The organism is Shewanella sp. Koi 1 (genome assembly GCF_052907445.1).
Genome location: NZ_JBREJM010000001.1, coordinates 4,672,588 through 4,689,554, shown reverse-complemented (window position 1 = coordinate 4,689,554; position 16,967 = coordinate 4,672,588). Strand labels below are relative to the sequence as shown.

The following is a 16,967-nucleotide window of genomic DNA, read 5'->3' as shown; positions in this document are numbered from 1 at the left end:
CGCGTATCTTAATGGGATAACCTTAAGTAAGCTACTGTCTTTACAGAACTAATTAAGAATAAATGCCTTGCTAAAGCGGTAATGTGTCGCTAGGGTGAGGCTGCGCGTTAGCATAAAGGCCGTCATGGCCGCCCACAGAGCATGGTTAGCTTGTTCGGAAGGCAACAGCGATTGCAGTAAATACCATGTCGGGAAGAAGGCGCCAAATGTTGCGATAATCATACTGTTACGCATCACTTTGCCCTTAGCTGCGCCAATATAAACCCCATCAAACAGATAGGAACTAAAAGACCAAAGCGGCAGTAATATCAGCCAAGGCAGATAAATTTGCGCTGTGGTTCTCACCTCATCAATATTGGTTAGCAGCCCGATGATATGGTCTCCAAAAAGATAAAATATCAGGCTAAAACCTAGGGCTGTGATGGCTGACCAACACCAGGCGAGGAGCACGGCTTCACGCAGTGGTTGTGTGCGTTGTTGCCCGTAGGCTTTGCCCACTTCCGCCTCGGCATAATAGGCTATGCCATCGAGGGCGTAGGCGATTAATAACAGTAAATTCAATAAGACCGCATTGGCTGCGACCGTATTATCCCCAAGGCCTGCACCGTGAAAAGTCATAAAGGCGAAAGCGGTTTGCAGGCATAGGCTGCGGATAAAAATATCGGTATTGAGCCTTAGCAGCTGGCCGTAACCCGACAAGTTCAGGTGAACTCTGATATCGGCAAATTGGAATCGAGGTATTAACTTAAGCTGTTGTAATACCATGTATAACGCAACGCTAAAGGCGGTGATATCCGCACATACCGAGGCAAGTGCAGCCCCTTTAACTCCCCAGCCTAAACCTAAGACGAAGAGCACATCGAGGATAATATTGGCTAAGTTGGCGAAGATGAGCTGCCACATGGCCGCCTTAGGTTGTTGTCTGCCAAGTAGCCAGCCGAGCATCACTAAATTAAGCAGGGCGAATGGCGTCGACCAGACTCGGACCTGAAAATATTCTCGGCAATAACGCTCGACTTCCACACTCGCCTCGGAGAGACCGAGCGCTAAATTCAGTATCGGGATCTGTAATAGGATCACCGCGATACCCAGCCCAGTCGCCAACATGGCGCCTTGGACCAGCAACTTTAATTGGCGCGCGGTATCGTTTGCGCCATAGGCCTGTGCGACCAATCCGGTGGTCGCCATCCGTAAAAAGCCTAATAACCAAATGATTAATGTGATAATCGTTGACCCGAGTGCGACGCCCCCTAAATAATAGGCGTCACTTAAATGCCCGATGACGGCCGTATCGACCAATCCCAACAGCGGAACCGTGATATTGGAGAGGATCATCGGCAGGGCAAGCGCGAGCAGCTGGCGATTCTTGGTGCCATTCAACAGGAGCGCGAGTGCGGTGGATTTTGCGGTAGTCATTGATTCAGAGGTATTCACATTATGGTTAAACGTGCGTTATTGGCACTCTTAGGGCTGATGACTTTCTCGGCCCATGCTGTGGTCATTTTACAGTATCACCATGTGTCAGAAACCACGCCGGCGGCGACGAGCGTCACGCCTGCACAATTTCGTGAGCAAATGCAGTTTCTGGCGGACGATGGTTTTAAGGTTATTCCCTTATCCCAAGTGGTTGAGGCGATCAAAAACAAGCAAGATTTACCCGCAAAAACGGTGGCGATCACCTTCGATGATGGTTATCGCAGCATTGCGACCACAGCGCACCCTATCCTAAAGGAATTTGGTTTTCCCTACACCCTATTTGTGGCGATTGAGCCGATTAAACAAAAGTTTACCGAGATGATGACCTGGGAAGATCTGATTAAGCTCTCCAAGGAAGGGGCCGACATTGCTAACCACAGCTGGGCCCATGAGCATCTGATCCGCAAACTTGACAATGAATCCCCAAGCCAATGGCTGGCACGAATTAAAGCAAATATTCAGGACACCGAAAACGCGATTCGTGAGGCGACGGGGCAGAGCTTTAAAATGCTGGCCTATCCCTATGGCGAATACAATCAGGCGATTCAAGATATGTTGACCGAAAATGGCTTCGTTGCCTTTGGCCAGCAGTCTGGGGCGGCGGGGCCGTACTCACCACTCACGGCGCTGCCGCGCTTCCCTGTAGCGGGGCAATATGCGGATCTAAAGAGCCTAAAAGCCAAGTTATACAGCCTCAATATGCCAGTGCTTGAGCAAACGCCTAGCGATCCAGAGCTTAAGGGTGGGCATTGGCGCCCAGAGCTTAAGGTTAAGCTGGATATGAGTGACATTTCGGCCAAGCAAGTCATGTGTTATATCCAAGGGCAAGGCGCTAAAACACCAACTTGGAGCAGTGACAATGAATTTAGCATTCAAGCCGATTTAGCCCTGCCAGCGGGTCGCTCGCGCTACAATTGCACGGCACCAAGCAAGACGCGCAACGGCTATTACTGGTTTTCGCAGGCATGGGTGAGACCCAAAGACGACGGCACTTGGGTTAAAGAGTAATACGTCAGCGACGGCTATTTAGGTTTGTAGCTTTTGACGATTTTATCGAAGTCGCTGATCAAGGCCTGATTGAGTACTTGAGGAGCTTTACCTAAGGCTGCCGTGGGTTTAAATACCGCGACCCGCGTGCCTTGGGGAGAAACCAGTACATAGCCAGCACTATGATCGACTTGATAATTATCCCCTTCGCCTACCATGGCATAGGTGAGCCCTAGGCTGCGGGTGAGGGGGAATATTTGGGTTGGCTCACCCGTCACCGCCTTAAACTCAGGATTAAAGAAATTCACGTAGGTGAGGAGTTTCTCTGGGGTGTCCCGCTTCGGATCTACGGATAAAAACACGATTTGAATGGGGGCAATTTTTTTCAGCTCAGGATAGGCGGCGGCGAGCTTGTTTAAGGTGGTCGGACAGACATCGGGGCAATAGGTGAAGCCGATAAAGAATAGGCTCCATTGATCCTTCAAATTGGCATTAGTAAAGGGTTTCTGCTGTTGATCGACAAGCTCAAAGGGCGCTAGCTCGAACGCCTCGGGAAACAAAAAACCACTCTCTAACTCAACGGGCTTAGGTGGATTGAACTTCACTGCAAATAGTCCACCCAATCCTATTAACAGAATCGCTATCACTAAGATCTTGTTGGAGATTCTTGCTTGCATATTTTGTCCTTTGACCATGCTCGCCCCATCGCTCGTTGCACATTAAGCCCAAAGATAGTGATCGAGCAGTAATGCCATGAATAACAACATTAAATGATAAATCGAAAAACGAAACACCTGCATCGCCAGCCATTCACTATCCTGATACTTTAACTGCCACGCTTTATAAATAAACCCCGTGCTGAGCAAGCTTGAGCACACAAAGTAGAGCGGTCCACTCATCCCGACTAACACGGGCAATAGACAAGCTATCGCCAGCAAAATCGTGTAGAGCAAGATACAGGTCTTAGTAAATTCTACCCCATGGGTCACGGGCAGCATGGGAATATCCACTTTGGCATATTCTGCGCGTCTGTGAATCGCCAGTGCCCAAAAATGCGGCGGCGTCCACAGGAATATGATGATGACGAGCAATAGCGCATGACCATGGAATTGATTCGTCACCGCCGTCCAGCCCAAGAGTGGCGGCATTGCGCCCGCTAAACCGCCAATGACAATGTTTTGTGGTGTGGCCCGTTTTAAATAGGCGGTATAAATCAAGGCGTAACCAATCAAGCTGGCAAAGGTCAGCCAAGCGGTGAGCGGATTAGTAAAAACATAGAGGATCACAAAACCTAGGCTGCCTAAGAGTGCCGCGAACAACAACGCCCTCGTTGCTGAGACTCGGCCCTTGGGCAGCGGACGGTTATAAGTGCGTGCCATCATGCCGTCGATTCGCCTATCAATCAGATGGTTTAAGGCGGCGGCCGACCCCGCCATCATGGCGATGCCGAGTAAGCCGGCCACTAAAGGTTTGACTGGCAGTATGGTGGGCATAGCTAAACACATGCCGACTAAGACGGTGAGCAGCATTAAAGCCACAACCTTAGGTTTGGTCATCTCGAAATAGGCACGCCAAGCCAAATGGACACTGGGGTGACTGCTGATAGAGAGTGGTTTTGCCATGATAAATCCCCCGATGATTAAGGTGCCCTGCGCCAAAGGAAATAGTTAATCGCGACTAAGGTGAGTAGTAACAGCGCCGCGCCGCCATTGTGGGAAACGGCAATCCCCAGTGGTAAATGCATCACCACGTTTGAAATCCCTAAACTCACCTGCAGTATCACTAAGGCGACCAGCAATAGGCTTAGGGCCTTGAGCTGGGTGCTGAAAAATAACCGATAGGCGAGCAACAACAATAGACTGGCGGTAATAATGGCGCCAACGCGGTGAGCGATATGAATGGTCATGCGGGCATGGTAATCCAATACGCCAAATTCAAAGCTTGGGTGTTGCCCTTGGAAAGGGGAAAACGCATCGGCAATGGCGAGATTATCCATCCAATTACCTTCACAAATCGGCAAAGCCGTGCAAGCGAGTGCGGCATAGTTGGAGGAGGTCCATGCGCCGAGCATGATCTGACCTATCAGCACCAGCAGACTCAACAGCGCCAGTTTCGGCAAATGTTTACTCTGGCCGAGAAATTTAAGGCTCGTGCCTATCCGCGAACCATGGGCGCCATTAAATCCTACGCCCGCACCACGCTGACTGTGAATATCAGCGGTTTCGAAAATTCGCCTCGGACGTGTTCGCAGATACAGTAATAGCAGGAGCGAGAGCAAGCTAAAGCCGCCAATTAAATGGGACATCACGACAATCGGCATTAGCTTCATCGTCACAGTCCACATCCCCAACGCCGCCTGAAAGATGATGAGTAACACTATGGCTAAGGGCAGCTTTTTGGGGGCTTGGGATGTTTTCAAGCAAAGGATCAAAATCAGTAACACTAGTATGCCCAAGGCGCCCGCGATATACCTGTGGATCATCTCGAGCCAAGCTTTCTCGGGATGGATATCGTGGTCTGGAAATAGGGTTTGGGCATGGGAGATCTCATGGTCGTGGGTGGGCACTTTGATATGGCCGTAGCAACCGGGCCAATCTGGGCAGCCAAGTCCTGTCCGACAGCCGAGTGTAAGCCCCCATTAAAATCACTAACAGGGTAAAGACTATGGTGACGCGTAGGAGCCAAGTCAGTTGCATTAGTCTACCCTCGATAGTTTCAATAACTTACGCAGATCCGCGACCAAGGCCTTACCCTGAGCTAAATGTGCCGCCTTGCCTTGCACTTGGGGGTAACGCAGCACGAGTGCGCCGAGTGGATCGACAATAATCAGCTGTTGTTGGTCAAGCCATTGACTGAGGCTTTGGCTGGCGGGCTGAGTGTTGAAGTTAAAGCTGGTTAATGCGTTTAAGTCACTGTCTGGATTCACAAGAATAAGCGGTTCGACGCGAGCCTGATCTGGCCCTAAGGCGGTATGACTCTGACGCAGGATATACAAGCGTTCGCGGCAAGCTTCATCGCACTTTGCGGGCAATAAATACAGCAGTTGCCATTCCTTAGGCTGAGGATTGTTAAGGCCAAGACTGGTATAGCTGGTTTCTGGGCTGATGAGCTCACCGTAGTTGGTGGAGCCGCCTTGATACCAATGCATGCTCAGCACTAACTTAGCGATGACCACAGGCGCGATAAAGGCCAGTAGTAATAACCCCAATGCGCGGTATTTGGCTGTTTGTTGGGAGTCCATATTTGCTCCTCTTATTGTCCCTAATGCTTTGTTTTATTGTTTTTTATTAACATCTTGCTGATATCTGTCACTCGGTCTTAGTCGCCTCCTTATCGGCTTGATGCCGTTGTCGTGATGTTTTGAGGTATTTCATTGTTTGCCAACCCATCAGCCCCGCAAACACAGTTGCCATGGCAAACCATTGCAATGCATAACCCCAATGTTTTTGGGCCGAGAGGGGGAAAGGCTGCCAAGGGTGGGGTAAGGCCTGCGCGGGTTGTAATTGGGGTAAGGCATCGGGTTGTAACACCGCGGGTAGGATAGGATGTCCTAACATTTGTGCCATTTCGGGTAGATTAAGATTTTGAAACCGAATCCGTTCGCCTTGTTCCGTGGTGAAGGGTTCTGCTAATAAATGATGGCTCAAGGGATTAATCTGTTTTTGATAGAGGCGGCCTGTAAGAGCCAGTTCACCGACTATGTGGCTGACTTCGGGTAAGGCATCTCGGTGGGATTTCGCGGCGATAAAGCCGAGTTCGAGTAACAACCAAGGCTGCTCGGCATTACTTGCCTGATTTGCTGACGTTATTTGCAGTAATTGAAAGGCGAGATAGCCCACTTGCCCTTGATAGACCTGATTGTCGAGCAACCAGATTTGTGGATTCGCGGGTTTTGCTTGAACTTGTAAGCGGTAGCCCGTGACGCTGCCTTTAGCCAATTCAGCGATGAGTTGTTCAGGATTGAGTGTGGCAGCGGATTGTCTGGCCTCCATTTGTGCGAGTAGTTCGGTTTTTTCAACTGCCCTATCCATTTGCCACAAACCTAGCTTGACCAAAACCACGAATACCACCACAGTCAATATCAGTAGTAACGACACTGCCCTACGCAACCAAATATATCTTGGTAACCAAATCAATTTGGTCAGCAAAACATAAGGATAGCGTATGAACATCCCGCTCATTTTTAAGTGTGTTTTAGTACTGCTGTTGCTGTTTATCATTTTTAACCTAGGCAGAGCCTTAATTATTATGGTTAAAGGTGACGACCAAACCGCTGAACACCCGGTGCCAATGAGCCGCTATTTGGGCCGTAGGGTGATATTTTCTGTACTGGTTATCCTGCTCTTGCTGGTGGCTTTAGGGACTGGACTGCTTGGTCTCAATCCCACGCCTTAAGTTTTCAACTTATTGTTTCAACGAATATTTAAAGCACATAAACAAAGATAAACAGGCAGAGCCAAACCACATCGACAAAGTGCCAGTACCAACTGCCTGCTTGGAAGGCAAAATGCTTATCCGCACTAAAGTGGCCTTTTAACACTCTGAAAAACAAGACTAATAGAAAGATAGTGCCCAAGGTGACATGCATGCCGTGGAAACCCGTCAGCAGGAAAAAGGTGTTGCCATACACGCCCGAGGTGAGCGTTAGCCCCATCTCATGGTAGGCATGGCTATATTCCTCCGCCTGCAAAGCAAGGAAGCTAATTCCCAGTAAAATCGTGAGCCCCAGCCAGAGGGTGATGGCCGAACGCTTACCCTTTTCTAAGCTGATATGGGCAAAATGCAGCGTGACTGAGGAAGTCAGCAGCACAATCGTGTTGATTAGCGGCAGTCCATTCCATGGCATGGCTTCGGTTTTGGTGCCATCTGGTGTGGTGACGAGTGGCCAAACGGCCTCGAAGTGTGGCCACAGGACTTCGTGGGTCATGGCATTGTTGGACGCGCCGCCGAGCCAGGGCACTGCGATCATGCGGGCGTAAAATAAGGCGCCGAAGAAGGCGGCAAAGAACATCACCTCGGAGAAAATAAACCAGCTCATGCCTTGGCGAAACGATCTATCCATTTGATGGGAATAGAGGCCTGTCATCGATTCTTGGATTACAGTTCTAAACCAGCCAACCAGCATAAACAGGATGACGGCTATGCCTGCCAGTAGAATATAGCCGCCATCCGAAGCGCCAGATTTGAGTTGATGTACAAAATGTCCTGCCCCAAAGGCGATTAAAAACAAGCCGATAGCACCAACAATCGGCCAAGCACTCTGGGCGGGTACGTAGTAAGTCTCATGTTTAGTGGTCATTTTGCAGCTCCTTGCTCTATGGCAGACGCTAACTGCTTGTCGGTAATGTCGTAGAGGGTGTAAGAGAGGGTTAAGGTGTGGATAGACTCGGGTAATTGAGGATCCACAAAGAAGATCAACGGTAGCTCGGCGCGACTCGCGGCGGCTAAGTGTTGTTGGTTAAAACAAAAACATTCGGTTTTATTGAAATAAGCCGCGCCTTGTCCGGGCGAAATAGAAGGAATCGCCTGGCCCACGATCGCTCTGTTAGAGACATTTTGCGCCAGGAATGCCGTGTGAATGAGTTCTCCCGGATGCACTTCGAGCCGTTTCGTTTGTGGCTCAAATTTCCACGGCATGCCCGTCTGCACCTGCGAGATAAACTCCACCGTTACCACCCGGTTCTTGTCCACAGTGATCGCTTGATAACTGCTGGCAGTATTGGAGGTTTTGCCATTAATCCCCAGTTTTTCGCACAACACATCGTAGAGCGGCACTAAGGCGAACCCAAAGCCAAACATCCCAAGGCAGCCCAGCACCAGCAGGCTGATGAGCTTACGGTTGGACTTGATGTTGGGCTGATGGGGTTGGCCTTGCATGTTATTTCACCTCGGGTGGCGTGGTGAAAGAGTGGTAGGGGGCAGGGCTGGGTAGGGTCCACTCTAAGCCTTCGCTGCCTTCCCAAGGTTTGGCGGGCGCCTTTTCGCCGCCCCGAATGCACTTAATCACCAACACGAGGAAAATCAGCTGAGAAAGACCAAAGGCAAAACCCCCAATCGACACGATTTGGTTTACATCGGCAAATTGAATCGAGTAATCGGGGATACGCCTTGGCATACCCGCAAGACCTAAGAAATGCATCGGGAAAAACAACACGTTAACCGAAATCACCGAGCACCAGAAATGCCACTGGCCGAGCTTTTCGCTGTACATATGGCCGGTCCATTTTGGCAACCAGTAATAGGCCGCCGCCATGATGGAGAAAATCGCACCAGTGACTAACACATAGTGAAAGTGGGCCACCACAAAGTAAGTATCGTGGTATTGGAAGTCGGCCGGTGTGATGGCGAGCATCAGGCCAGAGAAGCCGCCAATAGTGAACAGGATAATAAAGGCCACCGCGAACAACATTGGGGTTTCAAAACTCAATGAGCCGCGCCACATGGTCGCTACCCAGTTAAACACTTTCACCCCAGTCGGCACAGCAATCAGCATAGTGCAGTACATAAAAAACAACTCAGCAAACACAGGCATACCGGTGGTGAACATATGGTGCGCCCACACGAGGAAGGACAAAATCGCAATACTCGCCGTGGCATACACCATGGATGAATAGCCGAATAATGGTTTACGGCTGAAAGCTGGAACAATGGCGGAGATAATGCCGAAGGAAGGCAGAATCATGATGTAGACTTCGGGGTGACCGAAGAACCAGAAGATATGCTGGAACATCACAGGATCACCACCACCTGCCGCCTCGAAGAAGCTAGTACCGAAAAACTTATCGGTTAACACCATAGTGACGGCGCCCGCGAGCACAGGCATCACGGCGATCAGCAAGAAAGCGGTAATCAGCCAAGTCCAAACGAACAGCGGTAACTTCATCCAGGTCATGCCGGGAGCGCGTAGGTTGACTATGGTGACGATCACGTTGATGGCGCCCATGATCGAACTTATCCCCATGATATGAATAGAGAATACAAATAATGCTGTGCTGTCAGGGCTATAAGTGGTCGAGAGTGGTGCGTAGAAGGTCCAACCGAAGTTAGGGCCGCCGCCTTCCATAAACAGTGAGCTCAGTAAAATAGTAAAGGCGAAGGGCAGGATCCAGAAACTCCAGTTGTTCATCCGAGGAAGTGCCATATCAGGCGCGCCAATCATCATCGGGATCAGCCAGTTAGCCAGTCCTGTAAAGGCTGGCATCACGGCGCCGAATACCATGATTAACCCATGCACTGTGGTCATTTGGTTGAAGAAGTTAGGCTCAACGAGTTGTAATCCGGGCTGAAAGAGTTCGGCACGGATCACCATGGCCATCGCACCACCGGTTAAAAACATTATGAAACTAAACCATAGGTACAGGGTGCCAATGTCCTTGTGGTTAGTGGTGAGTAACCAGCGCATGATGCCTTTAGGTGCACCGTGATGGTGTTCATCATGGGCGGCAATTTGGTCTTGAGTCAGTGTGCTCATCTTAATCCCCTACTGTCCATGGCGAGCAATATCAGCGGGTTGCACTGTATCGCCAGTATTATTGCCCCACGCATTGCGCTCATAGGTAATGATGGCGGCAAGCTGTTGTGGCGTGAGTTGTGTGCCAAATGCCTGCATCGCCGTGCCCGGTTTACCGTGCATCACAATGTCGATGTGATTGGCGACCGGACCCGTTGCGATAGCGCTGCCAGCAAGGGCGGGGAAGGCGGGAGGCATACCGGCACCCGTTAGCTGGTGGCAGGCGGCGCAAATCGTGGCATAGGTCTTTTCCCCTTCGGCCATCAGTTCATCATGGCTAAGCGTGGGAAGACTCGCGGGGTCGACACTGGCGGCGGGTTCTGTCGCAGGCTTTGGCGCATCGGTGGTTGCTGGGGGCGGAGTCGTTGCTACTGGTTCGCTATTGGTGCCACCTGATTTATGGGCATCAACGTCTTTGGCTTGCACCGCATCCCCCGTGTTATTGCCCCACGCATTACGCTCATAGGTAATCACGGCGGCAATCTCTTGGGTCGTTAATTGTTTGCCAAAGGCTTGCATGGCCGTACCCGTTTTACCATTGAGCACGATTTCAAGATGGCCGCTCAGTGGTCCGGTCGCAATGGGGCTGCCTTTGAGGTGCGGGAATACTCCTTGTAGACCTTCACCGTTGGGTTGGTGACAGGCCGCGCAGTGACCGAGGTAAACTTGCTCACCCTGAGCCATCAGCTCTTCTTTAGTCAGTGTTTGTGATAACGCGGCTTGTGCGGCTTGCGCTGCGGCATTGGCGGCTTGTTTTTGTTCTACAACCCAAGCATCGAACTCGGCTTCGGGCAATGCCTGTACCACTATCGGCATAAAACCATGGTCTTTACCGCAAAGCTCGGCACATTGGCCACGGTAAATGCCGGGTTTGTCGATACGGGTCCACGCCTCGTTGATAAAACCTGGGTTAGCGTCTTTTTTTACCGCAAAGGCGGGCATCCACCATGAGTGGATGACATCCTCTGAGGTCATCAAGAAGCGGATTTTACGATTGATGGGTAATACTAGGGGTTTATCGACCTCGAGTAAGTAGTGCTCTCCCTTGGCTTCACTACCTTCGATTTGAGGTCTTGGAGTTGCGAGAATACTGTAAAAATCAATATCTTGATCGAAGTAGCTATAATGCCATTTCCATTGAGAACCTGTGACTTTTACCGTGAGATCGGCATTGCTGGGATCTTCCATGGCAATCAGAGTTTTCGTGGCGGGAATCGCCATTAAGATCAGAATGACAAAAGGAATAATCGTCCACGCGATTTCGACTTTTGTGCTCTCATGGAAGTGAGACGCGACCGCGCCCTTAGATTTTCTGTGGTTGATCATGGCATAAATCATCACGCCAAAAACCACTAGGCCTATCGCGCAGCAGATATACAGAATCGTCATGTGTAAGTGATAAACCTTGCCACTGATTTCTGTTACGCCGGGGGTCATGTTGAACCGCATGTCCGCTGCGGCCAACGGTGGGGCGAATAGCACCACGAGTAAACAATACAACCATTGCTTCACAAGACTTCTCCTCTGCCAATTGCGAATAGCAACCACAAAGAAGAGCAACACAGTAAGTCTCAACTCTATGCAAACTCTTCAGTTCCCAAAAAAGCTTCTCTGACTTCAACGTGCGTTGGCGGCTTACTTTTGATTAAGTATTGTTACTGCTGGTATTAGCCACACTGGCACATACTGCTGAATAAACCCATTATTCTCGATTTTTGTGTGCAAGAGATATTCGATAAATCGTCGATATTTTTTGCCTAAATGGGCGATATATTATGCTCGCCTGAATCAAACATACTTGCTGTTTAAAAATTGATCAAGATCACTTCTTTTTCTAATTGTCTGAAAAATTGCCAAAAAAAAAGCCCCACATTCACAGGTGAGGCGGCTTTCAAGGCTAAATACGCAGTGCAAAAATTTTAATGAACAGAGCTAAAAAAACTACCTTGGGCAAAGTGAGCAGGTTGCTTGAGTGTCGCGTCCGTAGGTGAGTGATTTACGACATCTTCTAGCACGATTCCCATGGCGCGGGCGCTCTTGGCCACAATTTGCAAACGACGATTGTCGCGGGCATCGAGTGAGTGGATCCAAGTAATTACTGCGCTGGAAGTGCCGCTAGTTAAGGCTTTTTCCATGGCCCACAGGGTTTCCACTTCATCTTTCGCATGGACTAAGAGTACGCGATCCATACGCACGCCGGCGCTGGCCAGTAACTGCTTGTAGCCAATACTGGGTGGGTTGATGAGCACGACCCAGCGGCCTTGTTGGCTCAATTGTGCCAATTGTTTGCTAAGTTGCATTAGCTCTTGGCGCCCTTGGCTCTCGGTGGGCATAGTGATGATAGGCGTATGCTGCCAGTCTGTATCGGTTTCGCGTACCGCATCGAGCCATAAACCGGGGTGACGCGGGGCATTACCTAGTAGTTTGTTCATAGCCAATCTCCATTGCGGATCACCCCTACGGCGAGCCCTTCAATTGTTAGACTTTGGAAACTTAAATCGACTTTAATCGGGGAGTAATCTTCATTTTCAGCATGTAGATAAACGAGATTCCCTTTCTTTTCAAAGCGTTTAACTGTTACATCATCGTCAACGCGAGCAACAACTACTTGGCCATTGCGCGCTTGCTGTACCTTATGAACGGCGAGCAGATCCCCTTCGAGGATACCGATGTTCTTCATACTGTCGCCTCTGACGCGCAGCAAGAAATCAGCGGCTGGGTGGAACATGCTGGGGTCGACTTGGTAATACTGTTCGACATGCTCTTGGGCGAGGATAGGTTCGCCCGCAGCCACTTGACCAATCAGTGGTAAGCCAGATTCGCTGTTATCTTCTTCCTCAACTGGGAGGCGGATCCCGCGGGAAGTGCCAGGCATGATCTCGATGCAGCCTTTTTTTGCCAATGCCTTAAGGTGTTCCTCGGCGGCATTTGCACTTTTAAAACCCAAACGGGTGGCGATTTCGGCCCGGGTGGGTGGCATGCCAGTCTCGGCAATATTACGTTTAATCAGCTCTAAAATTTCGGCTTGGCGTGGCGTCAACGGTCTCATGTTCTTTCCTGTTTTTCTATACAGTTACTGTTAGTATATACAGTATTGTTCGTAGTGCAAGTATTAACCACTTTTTAACGCGATTGGAGAGTATTAGCGAATATTCCCTAGAATCTGGTATTCTATGGGGCTAATGAACGTACTTACATTGCATAAGAATAATGCCTAAACAAGACTCTCTTTGGTTGAAATCATTACGCTGGATCCAAAAACACTTAGTGCACACTATTGTTGTGCCGCAGGATCCCTTTGCCGATCTGAATCTGGACGCGTCCAGACCGCTTGCTTATGTAATGAAAACAGAATCCCTGAGTGATATTGCTGCGTTAAGCGAAATCACCACTAAGCTGGGTTTGCCAAGCCCCTACGAGCCGCTCGTGGTCAATGGTGTTGTCGCGCCCCGCGTCGTTTGCCTCGAAGGCCGTAAGCCTTTGTTTGGCGAGCGTGCCAGTAATGAGCCATTTCTCGAATGTTTTATGCGCCTGTTGGCCGTCCATAAGGAAAAGCCAGAGTTAGATATTCAGCTGGTGCCTGTGAGTCTGTATTGGGGCCGTACTCCGGGTAAAGAAGACGACACCATGAAGGCGGCTGTGCTTGAGCGCGAGAACCCAACTTGGTTACGTAAGTGCTTGATGATCTTATTTTTAGGTCGTCACAACTTTGTGCAGTTTTCTAATGCGGTATCGCTGCGTTACATGGCCGACGAACACGGCACCGATATGGGGATTGCCCATAAACTGGCGCGGGTGGCTAGAGTACATTTCCGCCGCCAACGCAAAGTGATGACAGGGCCTGTGCTGCCTAATCGTCAGGCAATGTTCCACTCCCTGCTGAAATCCGAATCCTTACGCAAGGCGATTCAGGAAGAAGCGGCGAGTAAGAAGATTTCCGAAACCCAAGCCCGTGAAACAGCAATTGAATATCTTGATGAAATTGCAGCAAATTATTCCGACAGCCTAGTGCGTATTGCAGAGCGTTTCCTAACTTGGTTATGGAACAAGCTCTACAGCGGTATCAACATCAAAGGTGCTGAACAAATCCGCCAGCTGCACCATGATGGTCACGAGATTGTTTATGTACCTTGCCATCGCAGCCATATGGATTACCTGCTGTTATCCTACATTCTGTATTACCAAGGCATGGTGCCACCGCATATTGCGGCGGGGATTAACCTAAACTTCTGGCCTGCGGGGCCGCTATTCCGCCGTGGCGGCGCTTTCTTTATTCGCCGTAGTTTTAACGGCAATAAACTCTATACGGCAGTGTTCCGTGAATACCTCGATCAGCTGTTTGCTAAGGGATATTCGGTTGAGTATTTCTCTGAGGGAGGCCGTTCTCGCACCGGTCGTCTATTGGCGCCGAAAACGGGCATGATCGCCATGACGATCAACAGTGTGCTGCGTGGTATCGAACGCCCTGTCACCTTAGTGCCTGTGTATTTAGGCTACGATCACGTGATGGAAGTGGCGACTTACCACAAAGAGCTGAGCGGTAAGAAAAAGCAGAAAGAATCTGTATGGCAAGTCTTTGGTGCTATTCGTAAATTAGGTAATTTTGGCCAAGGTTATGTCAACTTTGGTGAGCCGATTACACTGCAAAACTTCTTGAATGAAACGGCGCCTAACTGGCGCACTGAAGTGGCCGACGATCCCGAGCAAAAACCGACTTGGTTAACCCCTGCGGTGAACGTGTTAGCAAATCGTGTGATGACCCGCATTAACGATGCTGCCGCCGCCAGTTCAATCACCTTGACCAGCTTAGTGCTGTTGGCGTCGGAGCAAAATGCCCTAGAGCGTTGCTTGCTCGAGCGTCAGTTAGATTTGTACCTGACGCTGCTTAAGCGTGTGCCTTACACTTCGTTTACGTCGGTGGCCGAAGGTGATGGCAAGCACTTAGTGCAGCAAGGTTTAGAGCTGAATAAGTTCTCCATCAATGCCGATCCTCTGGGTGAGATAGTATCTATTGACGCGAATCAAGCGATTTCAATGACTTACTATCGTAATAATATCATCCACTTGTTTATCATTCCGTCGTTGATTGCTAGCTGCTTAACCAACAATAAGCAGATTTCACGAGCCCATATCCTAGGGATTGTGAGTGACTTCTATCCGCTACTGAAGGCGGAGTTATTCATGGGTATCAAGGACCTCCCAAGTTATGTGAATCAAGTGCTGGATCTGTTTATTGAGCAGGGGCTTGTGCAGGAAAGCGATACGCTGTCGGTGGTGACCGAGCACACCAGTCAAATGTTGTTGCTGGCCGGAAGCGTTAGCGAAACCTTGCAACGTTATGCGATTATCTTCAATCTGCTGGCCCACAGACCTAAGATGGAGCGTTCGGAGCTGGAGTCTGAAAGCCATCTACTAGCCCAACGTTTAGGGGCGCTGCATGGAATTACCGCACCAGAATTCTACGACAAGAAACTCTATAACACCTTGAGTGTTAAGCTTAAAGAGTTGGGTTATTTCTCCGAGAAGGAAGATAAATCCGACGTTGAGCGCATTCGCGATCAAGCCAATAGCTTACTCAGAGCCTCAGTGAGACAAACCATAGTTGCGAGCGTGACCGCGGAGCATATCGTTTAATGGCTAACCATATGAATGCGGCGAAGAATAAGCCGGTGGGTAAGTCTTTGCTCGGTGGTGCCATGATTATTGCCGGTACCACAGTCGGGGCGGGGATGTTTTCTTTGCCCGTTGTGGGCGCTGGCATGTGGTTTGGCTACTCGGTACTGATGTTACTCGGTATTTGGTTTTGCATGTTGATGTCGGGACTGTTACTGCTCGAAACCAACCTGCATTTCGAACCGGGAGCGAGTTTCGATACCCTGACCAAGGAAACCCTAGGCCAGTTTTGGCGGATCGTGAATGGGGTATCGATTGCCTTCGTGCTTTACATCTTAACCTACGCCTACATCAGTGGCGGCGGCTCGATTGTTAACCATAGCCTACAGGGTATGGGTATTGAGTTACCCCAGAGTGTTGCTGGATTAGTATTTGCGGTTGTGCTGGCTTGTATCGTGTTGATCAGCACCAAGGCGGTGGACCGTATTACGACCATAATGCTCGGCGGTATGATTATTACTTTCTTCCTCGCGATTGGTAATTTACTGATCGAGATTGATGTGACTAAGTTGCTCGAACCGGATGGCAATCAAAGCTTTGTGCCTTATCTGTGGGCTGCTTTGCCCTTTGGCTTGGCAAGTTTTGGCTACCATGGCAATGTGCCGAGTCTGGTGAAGTACTATGGCAAAGATTCATCGACCATCATCAAAGCGATTTTCGTCGGCACTTTCATCGCACTGATCATTTATGCCTGCTGGTTAGTCGCCACTATGGGCAACATTCCCCGCAGCCAATTTAGTGAGATTATTGCCCAAGGTGGCAATATGGGTGTGTTAGTAGGCGCCTTGTCGAAAGTGATGGAAAGTAGCTGGTTAAACAGCATGTTAACTCTATTTGCTAACTTGGCAGTGGCGTCTTCTTTCCTTGGCGTGACCTTAGGCTTATTCGATTATTTGGCCGATTTATTCGGGTTCGACGATACACGCTCGGGGCGGATGAAAACGGCAGTTGTCACCTTTGTGCCACCCACCATTTTAGGTTTGTTGTTCCCCGATGGCTTTTTGGTTGCCATTGGTTTCGCAGCCTTAGCGGCAACTGTTTGGGCCGTCATAGTGCCCGCTCTGATGGCCTATAAATCGAGACAGCAGTTCCCTAACCATCAAGGTTTTAGAGTCTTTGGTGGCACGCCCTTAATTATCCTTGTGGTGTTATATGGCGTGGTGACAGGGGCTTGTCATCTACTAGCGATGGCGAATTTATTGCCGCAGTTTTCCTAAGTATTTCGCCTACGAATCAAGCCCTCAAATTGAGGGCTTTTTCTTTATATTCATCTTTTTATCGCCAAAACTGGACAGTTGCTCAAACTCCAGCTTAACTCGAA

At 49.7% G+C, this 16,967-nt stretch carries 15 protein-coding genes and 1 pseudogene; 4 read left to right on the top strand and 12 right to left on the bottom strand.

What is annotated here, in order from left to right:
- Positions 1-48: 48 nt before the first annotated feature.
- Positions 49-1,416: an MATE family efflux transporter gene (locus ACUZ8J_RS20610; protein ID WP_446694821.1), complete on the bottom strand. Its 1,368-nt coding sequence runs from the start codon at positions 1,414-1,416 to the stop codon at positions 49-51.
- Positions 1,417-1,437: 21 nt separating this feature from the next.
- Between ACUZ8J_RS20610 and ACUZ8J_RS20605 the strand changes: the two genes are divergently transcribed.
- Complete coding sequence (locus tag ACUZ8J_RS20605) at positions 1,438-2,484, top strand: polysaccharide deacetylase family protein (RefSeq protein ID WP_446694820.1); 1,047 nt, start codon at positions 1,438-1,440, stop codon at positions 2,482-2,484.
- Between the two features lie 14 nt (positions 2,485-2,498).
- On the opposite strand, the gene ACUZ8J_RS20600 is transcribed toward ACUZ8J_RS20605, so the two are convergent.
- The 5 genes and pseudogenes from ACUZ8J_RS20600 to ACUZ8J_RS20580 all read right to left on the bottom strand — a co-directional run bounded on the left by ACUZ8J_RS20600 (position 2,499) and on the right by ACUZ8J_RS20580 (position 6,683).
- On the bottom strand, positions 2,499-3,128 hold the full coding sequence (locus tag ACUZ8J_RS20600; RefSeq protein ID WP_446694972.1) for an SCO family protein: 630 nt from the start codon (positions 3,126-3,128) through the stop codon (positions 2,499-2,501).
- A gap of 54 nt (positions 3,129-3,182) precedes the next feature.
- Positions 3,183-4,085, bottom strand: coding sequence for a heme o synthase (cyoE, locus tag ACUZ8J_RS20595; RefSeq protein WP_446694819.1), 903 nt, complete (start codon positions 4,083-4,085; stop codon positions 3,183-3,185).
- Positions 4,086-4,102: 17 nt separating this feature from the next.
- Positions 4,103-5,159, bottom strand: a pseudogene (locus ACUZ8J_RS20590) (COX15/CtaA family protein).
- Positions 5,159-5,704 (bottom strand): hypothetical protein, encoded by a 546-nt coding sequence (locus tag ACUZ8J_RS20585; protein ID WP_047537881.1) that lies wholly within the window; start codon positions 5,702-5,704, stop codon positions 5,159-5,161. The pseudogene ACUZ8J_RS20590 and the gene ACUZ8J_RS20585 overlap by 1 nt, the downstream one beginning before the upstream one ends.
- A gap of 67 nt (positions 5,705-5,771) precedes the next feature.
- Positions 5,772-6,683, bottom strand: a complete 912-nt coding sequence (locus ACUZ8J_RS20580) for an SURF1 family protein (protein ID WP_446694818.1) — start codon at positions 6,681-6,683, stop codon at positions 5,772-5,774.
- Between ACUZ8J_RS20580 and ACUZ8J_RS20575 the strand changes: the two genes are divergently transcribed.
- The gene (locus tag ACUZ8J_RS20575) at positions 6,628-6,858 is read left to right on the top strand and encodes a DUF2909 family protein (RefSeq protein WP_037423704.1); all 231 of its coding nucleotides are present in this window, start codon (positions 6,628-6,630) and stop codon (positions 6,856-6,858) included. The genes ACUZ8J_RS20580 and ACUZ8J_RS20575 overlap by 56 nt on opposite strands.
- A 28-nt stretch (positions 6,859-6,886) precedes the next feature.
- Here ACUZ8J_RS20575 and ACUZ8J_RS20570 read toward each other — a convergent pair whose 3' ends face one another.
- The 6 genes from ACUZ8J_RS20570 to lexA all read right to left on the bottom strand — a co-directional run bounded on the left by ACUZ8J_RS20570 (position 6,887) and on the right by lexA (position 13,022).
- The gene (locus ACUZ8J_RS20570) at positions 6,887-7,762 is read right to left on the bottom strand and encodes a cytochrome c oxidase subunit 3 (protein WP_446694817.1); all 876 of its coding nucleotides are present in this window, start codon (positions 7,760-7,762) and stop codon (positions 6,887-6,889) included.
- On the bottom strand, positions 7,759-8,340 hold the full coding sequence (locus ACUZ8J_RS20565) for a cytochrome c oxidase assembly protein (RefSeq protein ID WP_011624514.1): 582 nt from the start codon (positions 8,338-8,340) through the stop codon (positions 7,759-7,761). The genes ACUZ8J_RS20570 and ACUZ8J_RS20565 overlap by 4 nt, the downstream gene beginning before the upstream one ends.
- A 1-nt stretch (position 8,341) precedes the next feature.
- The gene (ctaD, locus tag ACUZ8J_RS20560) at positions 8,342-9,934 is read right to left on the bottom strand and encodes a cytochrome c oxidase subunit I (RefSeq protein ID WP_011624513.1); all 1,593 of its coding nucleotides are present in this window, start codon (positions 9,932-9,934) and stop codon (positions 8,342-8,344) included.
- A gap of 9 nt (positions 9,935-9,943) precedes the next feature.
- Positions 9,944-11,485, bottom strand: coding sequence for a cytochrome c oxidase subunit II (gene coxB / locus ACUZ8J_RS20555; RefSeq protein WP_446694816.1), 1,542 nt, complete (start codon positions 11,483-11,485; stop codon positions 9,944-9,946).
- A 407-nt stretch (positions 11,486-11,892) separates the two neighbouring features.
- On the bottom strand, positions 11,893-12,405 hold the full coding sequence (locus ACUZ8J_RS20550) for a cell division inhibitor SulA (protein ID WP_446694815.1): 513 nt from the start codon (positions 12,403-12,405) through the stop codon (positions 11,893-11,895).
- Positions 12,402-13,022 (bottom strand): transcriptional repressor LexA, encoded by a 621-nt coding sequence (lexA, locus tag ACUZ8J_RS20545; RefSeq protein WP_011624510.1) that lies wholly within the window; start codon positions 13,020-13,022, stop codon positions 12,402-12,404. Before lexA ends, ACUZ8J_RS20550 begins: the two co-directional genes overlap by 4 nt.
- Before the next feature lie 161 nt (positions 13,023-13,183).
- Between lexA and plsB the strand changes: the two genes are divergently transcribed.
- Positions 13,184-15,607: a glycerol-3-phosphate 1-O-acyltransferase PlsB gene (gene plsB / locus ACUZ8J_RS20540; protein ID WP_086902444.1), complete on the top strand. Its 2,424-nt coding sequence runs from the start codon at positions 13,184-13,186 to the stop codon at positions 15,605-15,607.
- Complete coding sequence (gene mtr, locus ACUZ8J_RS20535) at positions 15,607-16,863, top strand: tryptophan permease (RefSeq protein ID WP_089068788.1); 1,257 nt, start codon at positions 15,607-15,609, stop codon at positions 16,861-16,863. Before plsB ends, mtr begins: the two co-directional genes overlap by 1 nt.
- Positions 16,864-16,967: the final 104 nt, after the last annotated feature.